The sequence below is a fragment of the Flavobacterium sp. CG_9.10 genome (assembly GCF_015752245.1).
Lineage (GTDB): Bacteria > Bacteroidota > Bacteroidia > Flavobacteriales > Flavobacteriaceae > Flavobacterium.
The window spans coordinates 270,877-291,852 of sequence record NZ_JADOVD010000003.1 but is presented as its reverse complement, the minus strand read 5'-3'; the positions used below and the strand labels follow the sequence as shown (position 1 = coordinate 291,852).

Genomic DNA, 20,976 nt, shown 5'->3' with positions numbered 1-20,976 from the left:
CGTAGGAGATGACTACGTTGATAGGCTATAGATGTAAAGGCAGTAATGTCATAGTCGAGTAGTACTAATAACCCGTAAGCTTATGTACGCTTTTCCTGTGCGCTTCGGGGCACAGGAAAAAACTTTCTTTTATCCTGAACTAGCTTCAGGAACTACAAAATTTTTCTTTATCTCAGTATGTTAAGATATTATTGCAATTACGAATTCATAATTACGAATTACGACTTGCAAGTAATTGCCCAAAGCAATTATAACCTCTTAAGGTGGTTATTGCGGCGGGGCTCACCTCTTCCCATCCCGAACAGAGTAGTTAAGCCCGCCTGCGCAGATGGTACTGCAGTTATGTGGGAGAGTATGTCGTCGCCTTTCTTTAATCTGAACTCGTTTCAGATTCTTTAAAAACCCCGTTCTAACGAACGGGGTTTTTTGTTTTATATCTTGTTTGGAATTTCCAAAAACCCCTATTCGTGTATTTGAATAGGGGTTTTTGCGTAAAAAAGAATGGATCTTTTTTATTTAAAACCAAAATTTTAAATTGTTTATAATAATGTTAATTATATATTAATTTTTTATTCGCTTAACCAAAATAAAACTATACTTTTATTTTTTTTAAAATTTAAACATATCTCGTCGTTTATATTAACAACAAAATTTATTCTATGAAAAATAAATTACTTTTATTTTTACTATTTTTTTCGTTTTTTGGAAATAAAATTAGCGCTAAGAATTTTGAACAAACCTTTAGTAATTCAAAAATAAATTTACAGGTTTTATTGACCACTAATTTAGCTGATACGATTAAAAAATCGAATAAAGATCTAAAAACTGCTAAGTCGAATGCTCTTATACCACCTCCAAGGACTACTGCAGGAAGTGCTTGTAAAGAAGAGGCGGATTTGACGGTAAGGGTATTTATGGCTGCATCAGGTGGTAGTGGAGATATAATTGAATGGTTTGATAGTCAAACATCAAATACTGTATTGTTTACAGGTGCTATTTATAGTCCAAGTATAAGTCAAACGAAGACTTATTATGTATGGAGTCATTCTGGCGCTGATTACAGTATAAGGGTTCCAGTAGTGGCTTCCGTATTTGTTGCTCCGCCAGCAGTTACATTAGTTGTTTCTCCTTCTGATAATCCAGTTTGTGAAGGAACTCCCTTAACTTTTACTGCAAATAATGGAGCAGACTTTTTTGAATTTTCAGTTGATGGTGTAGTTGCTCAGCCTATGTCTATAAATAGAACATTTACAACAAATACATTAAAGAAAGGTCAGATTGTTAGTGTTAGGACAAGATATGGAGTTACTTTTGATGGCGTGATAACTGAAAAAGCATGGGGAAAAGGGGTAATGGAAGATAATGTGCTTTCTGCTCCACTATCTTTTAGTGCAACTGATGCGTATGTTAATGCTATTAAAATTAGTGCCACCGAAAAGGATTTAGTATTTGGTTTATCAGGTAAGTTGCAAGGAACTGGAACTATGTTGTTGTTTTTGGATACAAAACCAGGTGGATTCAATTTGTCTAATTTTGGTGATGTTGCCAGTTTATCACCAACTGTGAGAGGTTTTAATTTTTTCAATAAAAATGCAAATAGGTTCGATTCTTATTTCGAGGCTGATTATTGTCTTGTTGTGTCAAAAAATGATTTGGGGACGAACTATCTATCGGATATTATAGAGCTTAGAACAGGGAATTCAATTATAACTCTTCCTACACCTATTCTTGGTGCTAATGCTGCGAATGCAGGAATTACTGATTATGATCTTGGGTTTGAAATGTCAGTTTTGAAAACACAAATTGGTTATACGCAAGGGGATATTAAATTTTTTGCACTTACAATGCAAAATGATATTGTAACAAATTCTTTTTTAAGTCCAGAATTAACGAGTGTATTGGATTATGGAAATGTTGCTATTGATTATAATTTTAGAGATCCAAATCCGGTAGTTGTTTCTGCAGATGCCTTAATTCCTTGTTATAAAGAAGCAAGTATTTCAATTAATTTAGATGAAAAACCTACACCGGCCACAGTCGGTGCCGATCAATATAATTGTACATTAACAAGTGCTCCACTCGGGGCTAATACTCCGATAATAGGTACCGGCGTCTGGTCAGTAACATCGGGGCCAGGTACGGTAATTTTTAGTGCTGTAAATAGCGGGGCATCTACTGCTACAGTTAGTTTAGACGGAATATATGTTTTCACATGGACTATCAGTAATGGGGTATGTCTCAAATCAACAGCTGATATAAAGGTAGAGTTGCATGCTCCGCCATTAACCCCAAGTGCTAGTAGCCAAACCGTATGCGCTTCATCACCTATTCAAACTTTGACCGCCACGGCAACCGCTCAAGCAGGAGAGACAATCGTTTGGTATGATGCTTTAACTGGAGGAAATGTAGTATCGAATCCTACACTAAGTTCAATAGGGACCATAACCTACTACGCGGAATCGGCAAAAAACACCACACCATGTGTAAGTAGCTCCCGAACTGCAGTAACCTTAACTATAAATCCAAAACCAGTTGTACCGGTAAGCGGAGGAGATCAAACGGTATGTGCTTCATCGCCAATTCAAACTTTGACCGCCACGGCAACCGCCCAAGCAGGAGAATCAATAGTTTGGTATGATGCATCAACTGGAGGAAATGTAGTGCCAAATCCTACACTAAGTTCATTAGGAACCATTACCTATTATGCTGAATCGGTAAATAATACAACGTCTTGTGCAAGTGCTTCACGCGTGGCCGTTAGTTTAACTTTAAATCCAACACCAGTTGTTCCAGTAAGCGGAGGGAATCAAACCGTATGTGCTTCGTCACCTATTCAAACTTTGACCGCCACGGCAACCGCTGAAGCAGGAGAGACAATCGTTTGGTATGATGCTTTAACTGGAGGAAATGTAGTATCAAATCCTACTCTAAGTTCATTAGGGACGATTACCTACTACGCGGAATCGGCAAAAAATACCACACCATGTGTAAGTAGCTCCCGAACTGCAGTAACCTTAACTATTAATCCAAAACCAGTTGTACCGGTAAGCGGAGGAGATCAAACGGTATGTGCTTCATCGCCAATTCAAACTTTGACCGCCACGGCAACCGCCCAAGCAGGAGAATCAATAGTTTGGTTCGATGCATTAACTGGAGGAAATGTAGTGCCAAATCCTACACTAAGTTCATTAGGAACCATTACCTATTATGCTGAATCGGTAAATAATACAACTTCTTGTGTGAGTCCATCACGTGTGGCAGTTACTTTAACTTTAAATCCAACACCAGTTGTTCCAGTAAGCGGAGGGAATCAAACCGTATGTGCCTCGTCACCTATTCAAACTTTGACCGCTACGGCAACCGCTCAAGTAGGAGAAACGATCGTTTGGTATGATGCAATAACTGGAGGGAATGTAATATCCAATCCTACACTAAATTCATTAGGGACGATTACCTACTACGCGGAATCGGCAAAAAACACCACACCATGTTTAAGTAGCTCCCGAACTGCAGTAACCTTAACTATAAATCCAAAACCAGTTGTACCGGTAAGCGGAGGAGATCAAACGGTATGTGCTTCATCGCCAATTCAAACTTTGACCGCCACGGCAACCGCCCAAGCAGGCGAATCAATAGTTTGGTATGATGCCTTAACTGGAGGAAATGTTGTGCCAAATCCTACTTTAAGTTCATTGGGAACCATTACCTATTATGCTGAATCAATAAATAATACAACTTCTTGTGCAAGTGCTTCACGCGTGGCCGTTAGTTTAACGTTAAATCCAACACCAGTTGTTCCAGTAAGCGGAGGGAATCAAACCGTATGCGCTTCATCACCTATTCAAACTTTGACCGCCACGGCAACCGCTCAAGCAGGAGAGACAATCGTTTGGTATGATGCTTTAACTGGAGGAAATGTAGTATCGAATCCTACACTAAGTTCAATAGGAACCATAACCTACTACGCGGAATCGGCAAAAAATACCACACCATGTGTAAGTAGCTCCCGAACTGCAGTAACCTTAACTATTAATCCAAAACCAGTTGTACCGGTAAGCGGAGGAAATCAAACGGTATGTGCTTCATCGCCAATTCAAACTTTGACCGCCACGGCAACCGTCCAAGCAGGAGAATCAATAGTTTGGTATGATGCTTCAAGCGGAGGAATTGTAGTTCCAAATCCTACTTTAAGTTCATTAGGAACCATTACCTATTATGCTGAATCGGTAAATAATACAACTTCTTGTGCAAGCCCATCACGTGTGGCCGTTAGTTTGACCTTAAATCCTACACCAGTTGTTCCAGTAAGCGGCGGAAATCAAACCGTATGCGCTTCATCTCCTATTCAAACTTTGACCGCCACGGCAACCGCTCAAGCAGGAGAAACGATCGTTTGGTATGATGCAATAACTGGAGGGAATGTAATATCCAATCCTACACTAAATTCATTAGGTACGATTACCTACTACGCGGAATCGGTAAAAAATACCACACCTTGTGTAAGTAACTCACGTACTGCAGTAACCTTAACCATAAATCCAAAACCAATAGTACCGGTAAGCGGAGGAAATCAAACGGCATGTGCTTCATCGCCAATTCAAACTTTGACCGCCACGGCAACCGCCCAAGTAGGAGAATCAATAGTTTGGTTCGATGCATTAACTGGAGGAAATGTAGTGCCAAATCCTACTTTAAGTTCATTAGGAACCATTACCTATTATGCTGAATCGGTAAATAATACAACATCTTGTGCAAGCGCTTCACGCGTGGCCGTTAGTTTAAATTTAAATCCAACACCAGTTGTTCCAGTAAGCGGAGGGAATCAAACCGTATGCGCTTCGTCACCTATTCAAACTTTGACCGCCACGGCAACCGCTGAAGCAGGAGAGACAATCGTTTGGTATGATGCTTTAACTGGAGGAAATGTAGTATCGAATCCTACACTAAGTTCAATAGGGACCATAACCTACTACGCGGAATCGGCAAAAAACACCACACCATGTGTAAGTAGCTCCCGAACTGCAGTAACCTTAACTATAAATCCAAAACCAGTTGTACCGGTAAGCGGAGGAGATCAAACGGTATGTGCTTCATCGCCAATTCAAACTTTGACCGCCACGGCAACCGCCCAAGCAGGAGAATCAATAGTTTGGTATGATGCCTTAACTGGAGGAAATGTAGTGCCAAATCCTACACTAAGTTCATTAGGAACCATTACCTATTATGCTGAATCGGTAAATAATACAACTTCTTGTGTGAGTCCATCACGTGTGGCAGTTACTTTAACTTTAAATCCAACACCAGTTGTTCCAGTAAGCGGAGGGAATCAAACCGTATGTGCCTCGTCACCTATTCAAACTTTGACCGCTACGGCAACCGCTCAAGTAGGAGAAACGATCGTTTGGTATGATGCAATAACTGGAGGGAATGTAATATCCAATCCTACACTAAATTCATTAGGTACGATTACCTACTACGCGGAATCGGCAAAAAACACCACACCATGTGTAAGTAGCTCCCGAACTGCAGTAACCTTAACTATAAATCCAAAACCAGTTGTACCGGTAAGCGGAGGAGATCAAACGGCATGTGCTACTTCACCTATTCAAACTTTGACCGCCACGGCAACCGCCCAAGCAGGAGAATCAATAGTTTGGTATGATGCCTTAACTGGAGGAAATGTAATGCCAAATCCTACTTTAAGTTCATTAGGAACCATTACCTATTATGCTGAATCGGTAAATAATACAACATCTTGTGCAAGTGCTTCACGTACTGCAGTAAGTCTAACAATAAATGCAAGACCAAATGTACCAGTAAGTGGTGGAGATCAAACAGAATGTACGGATGGAACAATGACTCAAACTTTAACAGCAACGGCAGTTGGTAATTCTATTACTTGGTATACTGCTGCAGTTGGAGGAAGTGTTGTAGCAAATCCAATACAAGTTGGCGTCGGTACGATAACTTATTACGCAGAATCATCAAGCGGAATTTGTCCAAGTTTTACTCGTACACCAGTAACTTTGACAATTGTTGGTGTAGTGCCAAATCCAATCGCAAGTAATCAGACTGTTTGTTCAAATGGAACTTCTACTCAGACATTGACCGCAACAGCAGTTGGTAATAATATTACTTGGTACACAGCTTTAGTAGGTGGAAGTGTAGTATCCAATCCAACACAAGTAGGTGTAGGAACCGTTTCTTATTATGCTGAGTCATCAATTGGAAAATGTCTAAGTGCTTCCAGAACTAAAGTAACTTTAAGTATAACAGCAATTCCTGTAATACCAACTGCAACAATTACCAAGCAACCTACATGTACTAATTCAACAGGAGAAATAAGTATTGTTGCACAAGCTGGTGCTGAGTATAGTATTGGTAGTGGATTTCAAGATAATCCAATTTTTACAAATGTACCATCAGGCAGTTATACAATAAGTGTACGATTTAAAAACAATACTTCTTGCGATGTTAAAGGCGCTGTTCAAACGATTAGACCTATTCCTCAGCAAATTCAATTTGAAATTAACGGAGATTGTGAGGATAAAGATTATGTGTTAACAGCTACTCCGTTATCTAATTCGTACGATCCAAATAATGTAGATTTTCAATGGAAAGACAGTTCAGGATTGATAGTAGGAACAAATTCTAATATTTTAAATGTTTCGAATTTGATTGCTTCTACGTCTGAAAAAGAAATTTTCCCCTTAAATTATACGCTAACAATAATCTCAACTGCAACAGGTTGTGAAACAACAAAAAATGTTAAAGTGGAAACGATCTATTGTAATATTCAAAAAGGAATTTCACCTGATGGTAACGGTTCGAATGATTACTTCGATTTAAGATTATTGGATGTAAAAAAATTGGAAATATTTGATAGATATGGTATTAAAGTGTACAATCAATCGGATTATACAGACCAATGGAAAGGACAATCAAATAAAGGAGAGGATCTTCCAAGTGCAACGTATTACTATGTAATGGAACTTAATAAAGGAGAAACAAAAACTGGCTGGATATATCTAATCAGAGAAAAATAGTAAATTAATTTATTTTTGAAGCCCACCAATATCTTCTGGGCGAATAAAACGAAAAACAAATAGATATGAATAAAATATTTTTGACTTCTCTTTTAGTTCTTATAGCTTATATGGATGTGAAAGCGCAACAAGACCCCCATTATACTCAATATATGTATAATTTGAATGTAGTAAATCCAGCTTATGCGGGCTCTAAGGAAAGTATTTCCTTTGGTCTTTTGTATAGAAAACAATGGGTAAATATCGAAGGGGCTCCAAGCACTTTTACTTTTTCTGGAGATACTCCTGTTGGGAATAATGTAGGGGTAGGATTGTCTTTAATATCAGATAAAATTGGTCCTGTGACGGAACAAAACGTATTTGGGGATTTTTCTTATACATTACAAGTAAATGAAACCGGCAAATTAGCACTTGGATTAAAAGCGGGTGTTTCATTTCATCAAGTGGGTCTAAGAGATATTCAATCTTCACTGCCAGATCCCTCCGAAGGTATTTTTGGACAAGATATTAATGACGCATCCCTGAATTTAGGGACGGGAGCTTTTTATTACACAGACAATTATTATGTGTCTTTTTCTGTTCCAAATATGCTAAAATCGGCGCATTTAGATTATAACGGACGTCAATATGGTTCTGATGTGTCTCATTATTTTTTAACAGCAGGATATGTTTTTGACGTTAATTATGATTTGAAATTTAAACCGTCATTTATGCTGAAATCAGCATTCAATGTGACTCCTTCCTTGGACGTTTCTGCAAACTTTTTGTATAAAGAAAAATTCGAAATAGGTGCTACTTATCGATTACAAGATAGTTTTGGTGGAATGGTGAATTTTGCAGTTACACCAGAGTTGCGAATAGGTTATGCCTATGATCATATTGTTTCTGATTTGAAGGTAACTACTTCGTCCTCCCATGAATTTATTTTGTTATACGACTTATTCACTTCGAAAAAAGTTTCACGTTCTCCAAGATTTTTCTAATATTAAACTTTACAATTAATGAAAAAAATTACTATACTATTGTTTTTTGTACTAACGTGTATTTCACTAACAGCACAAAATAAAGATACGAAGAACGCAGATAAACTTTTTGGCTCATACGAATATGCGTCTGCTGCTAAGGAATATCTGTCCTTAGTTGAAAAAGGAAGTTCTGATTCTTATGTTTACAAACAGCTAGGAGATTGTTATTATAACATGTCTAATACAGTTGAAGCAGAAAAGTGGTATTCAAAAGCCATCGAGTCTAAACAAGATGCAGAAACTCACTACAACTATGCTCAGATGTTAAAGTCAAATGGTAAATATGTCGAATCAGATGACCAAATGAAAGTATTTGTTGTGATGTCACCTACTGATAGAAGAGCAATAGAATTCAATAATAATCGGGATTATCTTGCCAAACTAAAAAATAAAGAAAAATTATTTGATGTAAATAAAATAGCATTGAATTCTGGAAAATCTGATTTTGGTGCGGCACTTTATGGCAACGTAATTTATTTTGCAAGCTCAAGGGACGAGACTAATAAAGTTTATGGTTGGAATAACGAACCTTTTTTAGATTTGTATGAGTCAAATTATAATGAAGTAGATGGAACGTATTCAGAACCAACTGCAATTTCAGAATTAAATACGGTATACCACGAAGGTCCATTGACAATGACCAAAGATGGGAACACTGTTTATTTTTCGAGTGAAAGTTTTAATGAAAAACTATTTGTAAAAGATAAAACTAAAAAATTAAAATTCGGACAAGTAAGTCTATTTAAAGCTGTTAAAGACAATGGAAAATGGACATTAATTACTCCGCTTCCATTTAATAGTAAAAATTATTCTACTGGTAATCCATCAATAGACAAAGAGGGTAAGACTCTTTATTTTGCTTCAAATATGCCGGGCTCAATAGGAGGTACTGACATCTGGAAAGTAGCTGTGAATGTCGATGGTAGTTTTGGAACTCCGGAGAATCTTGGTGACAAAATAAATACGGTTGGAGACGAGAATTTTCCATATGTATCTGATGAAGGTATTCTCTACTTTTCTTCAAATGCTCTAATGGGTTTTGGTGGTTTAGATGTTTTTTATGCGGATTTAAATAAAAATGAGACGCCAACTAACATGGGAAGTCCTGTCAATACAGAAAAAGATGATTTTGCTTTTAGCTTTAATAAAGATAAAAATATTGGCTTCTTGTCTAGTAATAGATCAGGGACGGATCATATTTATAATTCAATTCCTGTTTGTAAATCAGAAATGACCACAATCGTAAAAAATTCTAAAACTGGTGCTCTTTTAGCTAATTCCAGAGTGGTTTTTTTAGATGCTGATAAAAACGTTTTAGACACTAAAACAACCAATGATCAAGGAGAAGCTTCATATAATACAAGTTGTCAAAGCCAATTTTCGATTGATGTTTACAAAGACGGTTTTGTAACTAAATCATTTCCTCTTGCTAAAATTGAGAAAGGAAAACAAACTATAGAAGCGCTTATTGATCCAATTGAAATGATAGTTACGGAAACAGAAATTATTTTAAAACCAATTTATTTTGATAATAACAAAAGCGTGATTACGCCGCAAGGCGCTGCTGAATTGGATAAACTGGCATACGCGATGTCTCAAAATGATAAATTAGTTATTTATATTAAATCACATACTGACTCGAGAGGTACTGATGAATATAATATAGATCTTTCACAAAAAAGAGCCAATTCTACAGTTCAATATCTTATTTCAAAAGGAATTACCGCGGATAAATTATCAGCAAAAGGTTTTGGAGAATCAGAACTGAAAATTGATTGCAAAGAGAATTGCACAGAAGAAGAACACGCATTAAACAGAAGGTCTGAATTTATGATTGTTAAATAATATTTAATGAATAAAAAAAGGGATGTTCGAAAGACATCCCTTTTTTTATTCCATTATTTTAAAACTTTTAACCGTGTACGGTTTCGTTTTTTCCGTAGTTTGTAATGATTGAAGTTTCAAAATCAATCCACTCTTGCCACCGTTTGTCAACATCAACATTATCCGCATATTTTCTGGCAAAGCCAAGAAAAGTGGTGTAATGTCCCGCTTCCGAAATCATTAAATCACGATAGAATTTAGCGAGTTCCGGATCTTTTATGTTTTCTGAAAGTACTTTAAAACGCTCGCAACTTCTCGCTTCAATCATGGCCGAAAACAATAGACGCTCCGCCAAGGCATCTCTGCGACTGCCGTCTTTTTTCATGAATTTGAAAAGCTCATTCACATAATGGTCCTTGCGTTCCCGTCCTAAGGTTAAGCCTTTGCTCTTGATTAAATTATGAACTAATTGCAAGTGATCCAATTCTTCCTTTGCAATAACTAATAATTCGGTTACCATTTCCTCTAACTCGGAGTTGTAAGCTATTAAACTAATGGCATTTGATGCCGCTTTTTGTTCACACCAAGCATGATCCGTCAAGATTTCTTCAATGTTTGATTCGACTATATTTACCCAACGCGGGTCTGTGGCTAATTTTAATCCTAACATGATATTGCAATTTATTTGGGTACAAAATTAGTGTTTTCTACCTGATTTTTATTGGTTATAACTGAAATGCTTAATGAATTTGCTTTTAAATAATTTGGGCGTGCCAGCACTAAAAAAATGGCAAAATCACAAAAACCGTTTAGCCATTTTTTTAGTGCTGTCGGGCAATCCGTTGCAAGTCCTCGTCCCGACTTCGCTTCGCTGCGTCGGGACTCCGGGCTTTTCACTGCTGTCCCTCACGCGGATTAGCATAAACAACACTGTTTTTACTCCAAAAAACAATTAAAGTACAGCGACAACAAAAAATTTAAAAACAAATTATCTGCCGAAATCCCATCAAAATAGTATTATTTTGCAAGCATAACTTTATGCAAATTTTAAATCAAGTGCAACAACTTTTAATTATTGGTTTTGTGTGGCCTGAACCCAATTCGTCAGCGGCAGGAGGAAGGATGATGCAATTAATTTCGTTTTTCAAGGAAGAGGATTTTAAAATTACGTTTGCCAGTCCGGCTCAAGACAGTGATTTTATGGTTGATTTAAAGGAATATGGTGTTGACAAGAAATCAATTACTTTAAATTGTTCCAGTTTTGATGTTTTCGTAAAAGAGTTAAATCCCGATATTGTTTTGTTTGACCGTTTTATGATGGAAGAACAATTTGGTTGGCGTGTTGCCGAAAATTGTCCAAATGCAGTGCGATTACTGGATACCGAAGATTTACACTGTTTGAGATTGGCGCGGCAAAAAGCATTCAAAGAAAATCGTTTGTTTCAGACTACAGATTTGTTTGTTGAAGAAGTAGCAAAACGAGAAATTGCCAGTATTTTGAGATGTGATTTATCTTTAATGATTTCTGAATTTGAAATTGAACTGTTGACTTCTGTATTTAAAATCGATGAAAATCTATTGTATTATTTGCCTTTTTTATTAGAACCCATAACCGTTATAACTTTCGATAAATTACCATCTTTTGAAGAGCGGAACGGTTTTGTTTTTATTGGAAATTTTCTTCACGAGCCGAATTGGAATGCCGTTCAATATTTGAAAGAAACCATTTGGCCTCTTATAAAAAAACAATTACCTGATGCTGTTTTAAATATTTATGGTGCGTATCCTTCGCAAAAAGTGTTGCAATTGAATAACGTAAAAGAGGGATTTCTGATCAAAGGCCGTGCAGATGATGCGCAGGAAGTCGTTCGAAATGGCCGAGTTGTTTTAGCGCCTTTGCGTTTTGGGGCTGGCATAAAAGGAAAATTATTGGAAGCGATGCAATGCGGAACGCCAAGCGCAACAACAACTATCGGTGCCGAATCGATGCAAGGAAATTTGCCCTGGAATGGTTTTGTCGAGGATGATCCGCAACTTTTTGCAGATAAAGCGGTAGAATTATTTCAGGACAAAAATACTTGGCTTCAAGCTCAAAAAAATGGAATGGCTATTATCAATACTCGCTATCTAAGAGCATTATTTGAAGCTGACTTTAAAGAGCAAATACAAAGCCTTCAAAGTAATTTACCGCAACATCGTTTGAACAATTTTATGGGCGAATTGTTGCAACATCATACTTTAAAAAGCACGAAGTACATGGCGAAGTGGATTGAGGAGAAAAATAAATAGTAGTTGGCATATTTAAAATAGTTTCGCATTAGGGATGGAAGCGGCATCCTTTTATGGAATGCAATGAAATAAAAGATATAGCGTACAACCTGACCGCGCTGTAACAATAGTGGAAGCGGGGACATGCCAAAAATAAAAAACCCGTCTCATTCTGAAAAACGAGACGGGTTTTGGCTTTATATAGAATCAGTACTTATGCAAGCATAGTCACTGGGTTTTCAATATATTGTTTCAAGGTTTGTAAAAACTGAGCTCCAGTTGCGCCGTCAATAGTACGGTGATCGCAAGCCAAAGATAACATCATCGTATTTCCTACCACAATCTGACCGTCTTTAACCACTGGTTTTTCTACAATTGCGCCTACAGATAGGATAGCAGAATTCGGTTGGTTGATAATAGAATTAAATTCAACAATTCCAAACATTCCAAGGTTAGAAACTGTAAAAGTACTTCCTTCCATTTCAGTCGGTAATAACTTTTTATTTTTAGCTCTTCCGGCAAGATCTCTTACGCTTCCGCCAATTTGAGATAAACTCATTGCATCTGTAAATTTCAATACAGGTACTACTAATCCATCTTCAACAGCTACGGCTACTCCAACATTCACATGGTGATTGATGGTGATTGCATCTTCTTTCCATTGAGAATTTACTTTTGGATGTTTTTTTAATGCCATCGCACAAGCTTTGATAACCATATCGTTAAAAGAAACTTTGGTATCCGGAATGCTGTTGATTATTACTCTTGACTTCATTGCTTCATCCATTGTAACTTCAATCGTTAAGTTATAATGAGGTGCCGTAAATAAAGATTCTGCCAAACGTTTGGCTATGATTTTTCGCATTTGCGAATTTTTGATCTCTTCCGTGAAAACTTCTCCGGCAGGAACAAATACTTTTGGTGCAGTAGCAGTTTCCGCTTTTGCAGTTTCTTTTGGTTGAGCCGTCGCAGCAGGTTGACTGGCTGTTGGTGTAAAGTTTTCGATATCGCTTTTTACGATACGTCCATTTTCACCAGACCCTTTTACCTGTGTCAATTGAATTCCTTTGTCACTCGCAATTTTCTTTGCCAATGGTGATGCTAAAATTCGTTGTCCATCAGTTGATGCTTCTTGAACAATTGGTTCAGTCTCTTTTTCTGTTGAAGATGTTTCTTTTTCTTCTTCTGCTGCAGGAGCCGCTTGTGGCGCTCCGCCAGTTTTATAATTTGATGCAATTCCGCTAATGTCAGTTCCTTCTGGTCCTATGATTGCTAAAAGGCTATCAACTGGAGCCGAATTTCCTTCTTGAATTCCAATGTATAATAAAGTTCCTTCGTTGAAAGATTCAAATTCCATAGTTGCTTTATCGGTTTCGATTTCAGCTAGAATATCTCCTTCGGCAACTTTATCACCTACTTTTTTTAACCAAGTTGCGACAGTTCCTTCAGTCATTGTATCACTTAAACGAGGCATAGTAACTACTACAACTCCTTTAGGAAGTGATGCTGATGTTGGTGCTACTACTGTTGGCGCTGCTGCTGTTGCAGGAGTAGCAGTTGTAGTTTCTGCCTTTTCAGCTTCGGCTTTAGGTTCAGTTGCAGTATCTGCAGAAGCAGGTTTTGCTTCTTCCGTTACAGGAGCAGTCTTTCCTGTTATCAAAGCAGAAATATCTTCGCCTTCATTCCCTATGATTGCAAGTAAAGAATCTACTGGTGCAGTTTCTCCTTCTGGGATACCAATATATAAAAGAGTTCCTTCATTGAACGACTCAAATTCCATTGTTGCTTTGTCAGTTTCAATTTCTGCAAGGATATCTCCTTCGCTGATTTTGTCACCTACTTTTTTAAGCCAAGTCGCTACCGTTCCTTCCGTCATCGTATCGCTCAAACGAGGCATTGTTATAATTGTTGCCATAATTGATTTATAATTTGTGAGGTAAAAATGGATAGTTTTCTTGGTCGTATACTACATCGTATAATTGTTGAATTTCAGGATAAGGAGATTCTTCGGCGAATTTTACACATTCTTCCACTAAATCTTTTACTCGTTGATCGATTGCTTCAATTTCTTCTTCTGTAGCGTAGTTTTGATCTTTTATTACATCTAAAACTTGGGTAATTGGATCAATTTTTTTGTATTCTTCTACTTCGTCTTTGGTGCGATATAATTGTGCATCGGACATAGAGTGACCTCTATATCGGTACGTTTTCATTTCAAGAAATGTTGGTCCATCACCACGACGAGCTCTATCAATAGCTTCCGTCATTGCTTCGGCAACTTTTACAGGATTCATTCCGTCAACTGGTCCACAAGGCATTTCGTATCCTAAACCTAGTTTCCAAATATCCGTATGATTAGCGGTTCTCTCGACAGATGTTCCCATTGCATAACCGTTATTTTCTACAATAAATACTACCGGAAGTTTCCATAACATCGCCATATTAAAAGCTTCGTGTAAAGAACCTTGACGCGCTGCACCATCGCCAAAATAGGTCATAGTAACTCCGCCAGTTTCAAAATATTTATCTGCAAAAGCTAATCCCGCTCCTACAGGAATTTGTCCACCTACAATTCCGTGTCCGCCATAAAAACGGTGTTCTTTTGAGAAAATATGCATCGAGCCACCCATTCCTTTTGAAGTTCCGGTAACTTTTCCCATAAGTTCTGCCATTACACGTCTTGGGTCTACGCCCATTCCTATTGGTTGAACGTGATTTCTGTAGGCAGTAATCATTTTGTCTTTCGACAAGTCCATTGCATGCAAAGCGCCTGCAAGAACTGCTTCCTGACCATTATATAAGTGTAGAAATCCTCTAACTTTTTGTTGAATGTATAATGCTGCAAGTTTGTCCTCAAACTTTCTCCAAAGCAGCATGTCTTCATACCACTTTAAATAAACCTCTTTTGTAACTTCTTTCATTTGGATTGTTTCTTTTGCTTAAGCGTTATTGTGTTATCAATTCGTACCTATAACGCAAAATAGTTTCCTCACACAAATTTGCGAAAAGCAAAAATAAGACATTACAACTAAGAAGTGAAATTTATAGACTAGTTTTTGGGTTTTTTAAAGGAATTTTTTGTCAAACATAAATGGAAGTAAATTTTTTAACGATGCCGATTTGTATACTTGGCCTTCTTCTCCCATAAAGTATATTTCTATTGGAGTGTCTTGTTTTATCTCATATTCTGCAATAGATTGTCGACAAGAACCGCACGGAGGAATTGGGGTTGTCGTTTTATTAGTGTCTGAAGCGGCAGTAATTGCCATTTTTAAAATTTTTGCTTCTGGATAAATCGATCCCGCATAAAAAATAGCGACACGTTCTGCACAAAGTCCTGAAGGATAAGCGGCATTTTCTTGATTTGAGCCTTGTATAATTTTTCCGTTATCCAAAGCTAAAGCTACGCCTACTCTAAATTTTGAATATGGTGCATATGCTTTTTTTCTTATGGCAACCGCTTCTTCCATAAGACTGTGGACGTCTTTTGGCAAATCATTAATCGAATCGAAAACGGTAAATTGAGTTGTTATGGTAATTTCTTTCATTATTTTTACAGGAAAAAAAATCCAAATTTCATGATGTTGAAATTTGGATTTATAGTTGTTATAAATTTATTATTACTAATATTCGTCATACTTCTCACCAAAGTTGAAAGTAAGTGAAAATCTAAGTGTGTTTTCTAACGGGTTTTTTACTTTTGAAGCGGAGAATAAATAAGACACATCTACTTTTACGACATTATATTTAAATCCTGCTCCAAGTGAGAAAAACTGTCTAGCTCCTTTTTGTGGGCTTTCGTGAAAATATCCCATACGCATTGCAAATGAATCCTGATAGAAATATTCAGCACCAGCTGCATAAGTAAATTCTTTTAGTTCTTCGCTGAAACCGTCGGGAGCATCACCAAATGATTTGAAAACACCAGAAACCCAACCAATTCTGCGGTAGTCTTCTAAGTTTTGTGCTCGTTCTTCAGCGGTTATAGTTCCATCTCCATTTAAATCTGGATTTTGAGGTGTTGGGACTAATAACTTATTGAATTCTACATTTAAAGCCACTTTGTTATAGTCATCTAAGATAAAGTCAAATCCAGTTCCAATTTTTAAATTGGCAGGCAGAAAATTGGTGCTAAATTCAGAATTATCATAACTTATTTTTGGACCCAAATTTTGAAAATTAAATCCGCCTCTCCATCTTCCGTTAAAATTACTGTAAGCTATTTCCTCCGATTGGTAGAAACCTGCTACGTCAACTGCAAATGAGGTTGCCGGTGATGCATCTCCATTATCTGTTGCAACTTTTAAACTGGAATGAATATATCTTCCTGCAACGGCCATTGAAAATCTTTCACTCAGTTTTAATGAGTAAGATCCATCAAGTGCAAATTCGTTTGGAGAAACTATTCTAGGTACTTCATCAGGATTGCCGGTTTCACGAAGTTCGATGTTCCCTAAGCCAAAATAACGCAGGCTTCCTGCAAACGCACTTCTTTCATTAAGTTTGTTGTAGTACGTTAATTGTCCCAATGAAATATCATTTACCAAGTCGGTAAGGTAGGGAGTGTAACTAATAGAAAAACCCTGTTTGTCTGTCGAAAATGCATATTTTGCTGGATTCCACTGTTGTGAAAAGGCATCAGCGGAAGACGACACTCCAACATCGGCCATACCTGCTGCTCTAGCATCGGCAGAAACTAATAAAAACGGAACCCCTGTTGTTATGACTCTATCTTGCGCTTTTGCAAGAAAAAGTATAAAAAAGCAGATAAAGAGTAAAGCTATTTTTTTCATTTTTGTTTAAAAATTGATTGGACAAATATAATATTTTATTAAAGTATTACAAGTTTTTCATACTTTTCTGCCTTTTTATTGGTCAAGTTTGATTTTACAGTAAGTTTATAAACGTAAACTCCTTTTCCAATTTTGCTTCCAAAGTCGTCTTTTCCATCCCAAATAATATCTTTAGATAGAAATCCTTCAGTGGTAATGATTTGATTTTTAGTCCAAACCACTTTTCCTGTTATTGTCATAACCTGAACTTGAACCTCAAGAGGTTCATAAGGTCTGTTATGTGTAAACCAAAATTCGGTATAATTAACAAATGGATTGGGGTAGTTCAATACGTGCGTCAATGTTATGGTTTCATCTCCAACAACAATAAACTGAATTTCTGTAATAATGGGATTGTTATATACATCCCATGCTTTGAACGTAATAGTATGTAGGCCTACTGATAAGTTATGCAATGGAAATCTGAGCGTTCCATGGGTGTAATCATCTAGTTTTGTTTGATAATAATCATTTAATATAAAAGGATTATTTACATCACCATCTAATATTGCAACAATATCATGACCTATTCCGCTGGCTGTATTTATACCATTTTCATCTTCAAGAAAAGCAAGAAGGAAAGGAGATTCATTTGTTGTGCCACCTGAAACAAAAGTTTCATCATTCATATATAACTTAACTTTTGGACTAATATTGTCTGCGACAGCATTTTCATTTATTCCTCCTACTTTGATGCTCGTATTAAAGCCAGTCTCATTTTCTAAAATCTGATTTTTTTTAGCATAAAAACTGATTCTTCCATTGGCTAACGGAATTCGGATGTCACGCGGAACAACGAAGCTAAACTCAAATTTGCCATTTGTTACCGATGCATTTCCTCTAAATATGGTCTCACCTAAAACATTAAAATTTATTGGACTACTATTTCGATCATTGTTTAGCGTTGTTCTTGCAATAATTTTATCGAAAATAGTGGTAGAAAGTTCGCCATTATAATTCGTTAGTAGGTTGTTGTTTTCATCGGTAATTTCACCGGTCAATTTTATCTTTGATAATGATTTGAAATCATCAATGGGTTGAGAAACTGCAATGTCATTAACTTTTGTGAGATTTATTTTTGGTTTTGGTATCGCTAGCATCAAAGCTGGGTCGCCAATATAAAAAACCACATTCGTCGCTGAATTTGGGTTGCTGTTTTTGGAAAGTCGCAACGCTTCTGCAATAGAAGTATATTGATTAGATCCGTACGACAATAAATATTTAGACAATGTATCGTTGAAATTTTCAGCACTGTATTGTCCAATTGCTCGTATGGTGGTGATCATGGCAATGGCACCTCCCTTTGGATTCCAATACGTATATTCCCCCGCTGTTGGTCTGGAAGGATTGTCAAAACGGGAAAATTCACAAGTTATAGTAATGAATAAGGGATATTTATATTGATTGCTTAAATTTTGACCATCAGATTTTTCCCAAATGCGTTCGCTGGACAAACCATCTTCCCCACCATGCCCCAAATAATTAAATATTAATGCTCCTTTTTCGAAAGCATTAAAAAAATCGGTTCGTGCTTTTGGATACCTGAATCCACCAGCGGAAGCTTCTTGAACATAAGAGTCTAAAAGTATTTTATTAACATTCAAAAATGGTTTTTCGGATGTAATAACGTCTGCTAAATTATTTTGTCTGCTTTGCAAAGATGCATCAGAAGTTATGTCTGAGTCGTCAGAAACCAAAACTATATTATTCCTCCAACTGCCGTATGATTTTAAATCATAGTATTCGATGACTTTATTTACCATTTCATCAGCTTGCTTGGTGTCATTTACCAGCATTCTGCCAACCGCAATATCGATTCCTCCAAAATAGAAAATAATATTCCCTTCACTAGCATCCATTAAACCAAAAAAATCATCTGAGGCGAAAGATGCTTCGCCCGATGTATTGCTTTTTAAGGAGTGATAAATAGGAACAATATTAGTGTTGTTTGCTATTCGGTTTTTAAAATCATAAGAGGCGTCACCAAAAAGGTTGACATATTTTATTCTTTTTTCAGGGGTTGAGGCATTATCATAAATATATTTGATGCAATTTCTTATCGCAGAAATATCTTGTTTTCCGGATGAGAACTCTTGGTAAATCGATTCAAGCGAAATGACTTTTACATTCAGATTTGATTTTGAACGATGAAAAGTTGCTAGCTTTTCCGCTTGTGTTGTTAAAAAAGCAGGCGATATAATTACGTAATCAATATCTTGAAACTGGCCTTGGGCATTTTTAAAGATGGTTCCTTTTAAGTTCTGATTAGTAATTTTAGTTTTACTAGTCTTCAATGGCGTAAAGTAGTCTGATGCGTCAAGTGCAATATATTTTCTCAGCTCGCCCAAATTTGCTTTAAAAGTGAAAGAACTTTGACCCGCGTTTTCCGCTTTGGTTATATTGTATAAATCGGTGATGTCCCATATTTCAGGAATGCTTGCGGAATTTGCGATAGTATAACTTGCAATTCCTAAACTTGAATTTGATAAATCGTATTGAAAATGAAATTGCTTTCCGTAACCCTGAAGTTTTCTTTTGGCGATAAGCTGAATATAATCCAGATAGCCTTTTGATCCAGGAACGCCATTATTATTATAGGTTAATTTGATTTTTACATTTTCGGAACCGGTAAAAGACACATTGTTTGGTAAAGATCCCGTATTGAATTCGGTATCCGAATTAGCGTTCAATGCGGGAAAAGAAATGTTCCCTATTTCTTGTCCATTAGCCGCCATTTTAAATGAAGTAGGGGAAAAAGCCGCTGAAGCTAATGTTGCTTTTGCTTTAATAGGAGAAGAGGCATCGAAGTTTGGGAAATTAAATTCAAATTCCTGTTCTTGCTTTATTTCAAATGATTCTCCAAACCATTGTCGCCCTAAACGGGCAATATTTACAAGATCTATTTCATGATATTGATGATCATCAAATGTGTTTAAAGCAATTGTAGTGCTTCCTGAAGGTTGATTCATAGGTGCGATTCTTTTTCCTTCAGCACCTTGAGTTGTTACATAATAATATGATTTTGTGTCGTATAAATTAGTAAAGGTTTGGCTTTCTTCGTTCCAGGTATCCAATCCTTCAGCATAAAATAAAATATAGTCATCATCGTTAAATATGCCGTCGTTTTCTCCAAGAACTTCAATGGCATTCTCAATCAAATCTGAAGGGTAGAAGGTGTTGTTTGACAAGGGAAGCATTTTTCCGCCATTGCCATAAATCTTTATTTTTTTTGGATCAATGCCGTTTGTGTTGAATCCTAATTGCTGTAAAAAACTTTTAGAGATCTTGTAAACGCCGGATTTTTCTATATAAAATTGGTACCAATCCCCTGATGCTAAAATTGAATTGATTTGCGCGGCAGCGCTTTTATTAGATTGTGAAAGTCTGGAAGAGTTGCTTTGCGCCGCATAAGAAAACGATTTTATTCTTTTGAATCCAAAATTGTCTTTTACTATTGGTGAGAGAACAAGAAAAGTGGATTCTAGGTCTCGAGCCGTTATTGTTCTCAGGTAAGCATTTGGTGTTGTGGGAATATTTTCCAAATCTAGATCACCTAGGTTGGATGTTGAAATGGGTTCGTAAATAATATTAGTTATTTCAACATTACTTTTTTCAAAAGAACTTGACTCTGATATTTTTAAAGTATAGTTTATCGCTTTTTTGGCGACATCATAATAATAATTTTCACCGCTAAATTGAGGGGCATTGATTAGAATATCTCCAATAGAAATTTCTTTTTTTTCTGACCATCCAATGTTAATCGTGCCTTTTGTTTGGGCAAAAGAAATAAATGGAATAAGAGATAAATAAACTAAAAGTGTTTTTCTCATTGTTTTTTTTAACGGGATTGAGCCTGAATTATTACTAATGAGTAAAAATAAATCATTTAGTGTAATTGTAAATAATAAATATTATAAATTTGCGTTTTTGTAATATGATTTTCTGATAAAATTTATTAAAAAAGGATGTTGCAAGTTACTG

General features: G+C 36.6%; 10 protein-coding genes and 2 rRNA genes. 6 read left to right on the top strand and 6 right to left on the bottom strand.

Translation table 11 applies throughout. The features are described from left to right. The 5 genes from IWX84_RS04235 to IWX84_RS04215 all read left to right on the top strand — a co-directional run. Positions 1-88 (top strand): 23S ribosomal RNA (locus IWX84_RS04235); the annotation flags it as partial. 171 nt (positions 89-259) lie between these two features. Further along, positions 260-369: ribosomal RNA gene (gene rrf, locus IWX84_RS04230) — 5S ribosomal RNA — on the top strand. A gap of 290 nt (positions 370-659) precedes the next feature. Further along, complete coding sequence (locus IWX84_RS04225; RefSeq protein ID WP_196849497.1) at positions 660-7,046, top strand: gliding motility-associated C-terminal domain-containing protein; 6,387 nt, start codon at positions 660-662, stop codon at positions 7,044-7,046. Positions 7,047-7,111: 65 nt separating this feature from the next. Next, on the top strand, positions 7,112-8,029 hold the full coding sequence (locus IWX84_RS04220; RefSeq protein WP_196849496.1) for a type IX secretion system membrane protein PorP/SprF: 918 nt from the start codon (positions 7,112-7,114) through the stop codon (positions 8,027-8,029). A gap of 18 nt (positions 8,030-8,047) precedes the next feature. Next, positions 8,048-9,916: an OmpA family protein gene (locus IWX84_RS04215; protein ID WP_196849495.1), complete on the top strand. Its 1,869-nt coding sequence runs from the start codon at positions 8,048-8,050 to the stop codon at positions 9,914-9,916. A gap of 67 nt (positions 9,917-9,983) precedes the next feature. Here the strand turns inward: IWX84_RS04215 and IWX84_RS04210 are convergent, their stop codons facing one another. Beyond that, positions 9,984-10,565 carry a tRNA-(ms[2]io[6]A)-hydroxylase gene (locus IWX84_RS04210; RefSeq protein WP_196849494.1) on the bottom strand — a complete coding sequence of 194 codons (582 nt, stop codon included), beginning with the start codon at positions 10,563-10,565 and terminating at the stop codon, positions 9,984-9,986. Between the two features lie 368 nt (positions 10,566-10,933). On the opposite strand from IWX84_RS04210, the gene IWX84_RS04205 reads away from it, so the two are divergent. Continuing rightward, positions 10,934-12,184: a glycosyltransferase gene (locus tag IWX84_RS04205; RefSeq protein ID WP_196849493.1), complete on the top strand. Its 1,251-nt coding sequence runs from the start codon at positions 10,934-10,936 to the stop codon at positions 12,182-12,184. 193 nt (positions 12,185-12,377) lie between these two features. On the opposite strand, the gene IWX84_RS04200 is transcribed toward IWX84_RS04205, so the two are convergent. The 5 genes from IWX84_RS04200 to porU all read right to left on the bottom strand — a co-directional run bounded on the left by IWX84_RS04200 (position 12,378) and on the right by porU (position 20,825). Further along, positions 12,378-14,078, bottom strand: coding sequence for a pyruvate dehydrogenase complex dihydrolipoamide acetyltransferase (locus IWX84_RS04200; protein WP_196849492.1), 1,701 nt, complete (start codon positions 14,076-14,078; stop codon positions 12,378-12,380). A gap of 7 nt (positions 14,079-14,085) precedes the next feature. Then, positions 14,086-15,084 carry a pyruvate dehydrogenase (acetyl-transferring) E1 component subunit alpha gene (gene pdhA, locus IWX84_RS04195; RefSeq protein WP_196849491.1) on the bottom strand — a complete coding sequence of 333 codons (999 nt, stop codon included), beginning with the start codon at positions 15,082-15,084 and terminating at the stop codon, positions 14,086-14,088. A 144-nt stretch (positions 15,085-15,228) separates the two neighbouring features. Continuing rightward, a complete protein-coding gene (cdd, locus tag IWX84_RS04190; RefSeq protein ID WP_196849490.1) occupies positions 15,229-15,711 on the bottom strand; it encodes a cytidine deaminase in 483 nt (160 codons plus the stop codon). 75 nt (positions 15,712-15,786) lie between these two features. Further along, positions 15,787-16,956, bottom strand: coding sequence for a type IX secretion system outer membrane channel protein PorV (porV, locus tag IWX84_RS04185; protein ID WP_196849489.1), 1,170 nt, complete (start codon positions 16,954-16,956; stop codon positions 15,787-15,789). A gap of 38 nt (positions 16,957-16,994) precedes the next feature. After that, entirely contained in the window at positions 16,995-20,825 is a 3,831-nt protein-coding gene (porU, locus tag IWX84_RS04180) for a type IX secretion system sortase PorU (protein WP_196849488.1), read from the bottom strand. Positions 20,826-20,976 lie beyond the last annotated feature (151 nt).

Bases quoted from the DNA above. Each gene is read 5' to 3' on its own strand.
- IWX84_RS04225 (WP_196849497.1), top strand. From the start codon at position 660: ATGAAAAATAAATTACTTTTATTTTTACTATTTTTTTCGTTTTTTGGA.
- IWX84_RS04220 (WP_196849496.1), top strand. From the start codon at position 7,112: ATGAATAAAATATTTTTGACTTCTCTTTTAGTTCTTATAGCTTATATG.
- IWX84_RS04215 (WP_196849495.1), top strand. From the start codon at position 8,048: ATGAAAAAAATTACTATACTATTGTTTTTTGTACTAACGTGTATTTCA.
- IWX84_RS04210 (WP_196849494.1), bottom strand. From the start codon at position 10,565: ATGTTAGGATTAAAATTAGCCACAGACCCGCGTTGGGTAAATATAGTC.
- IWX84_RS04205 (WP_196849493.1), top strand. From the start codon at position 10,934: ATGCAAATTTTAAATCAAGTGCAACAACTTTTAATTATTGGTTTTGTG.
- IWX84_RS04200 (WP_196849492.1), bottom strand. From the start codon at position 14,078: ATGGCAACAATTATAACAATGCCTCGTTTGAGCGATACGATGACGGAA.
- pdhA (WP_196849491.1), bottom strand. From the start codon at position 15,084: ATGAAAGAAGTTACAAAAGAGGTTTATTTAAAGTGGTATGAAGACATG.
- cdd (WP_196849490.1), bottom strand. From the start codon at position 15,711: ATGAAAGAAATTACCATAACAACTCAATTTACCGTTTTCGATTCGATT.
- porV (WP_196849489.1), bottom strand. From the start codon at position 16,956: ATGAAAAAAATAGCTTTACTCTTTATCTGCTTTTTTATACTTTTTCTT.
- porU (WP_196849488.1), bottom strand. From the start codon at position 20,825: ATGAGAAAAACACTTTTAGTTTATTTATCTCTTATTCCATTTATTTCT.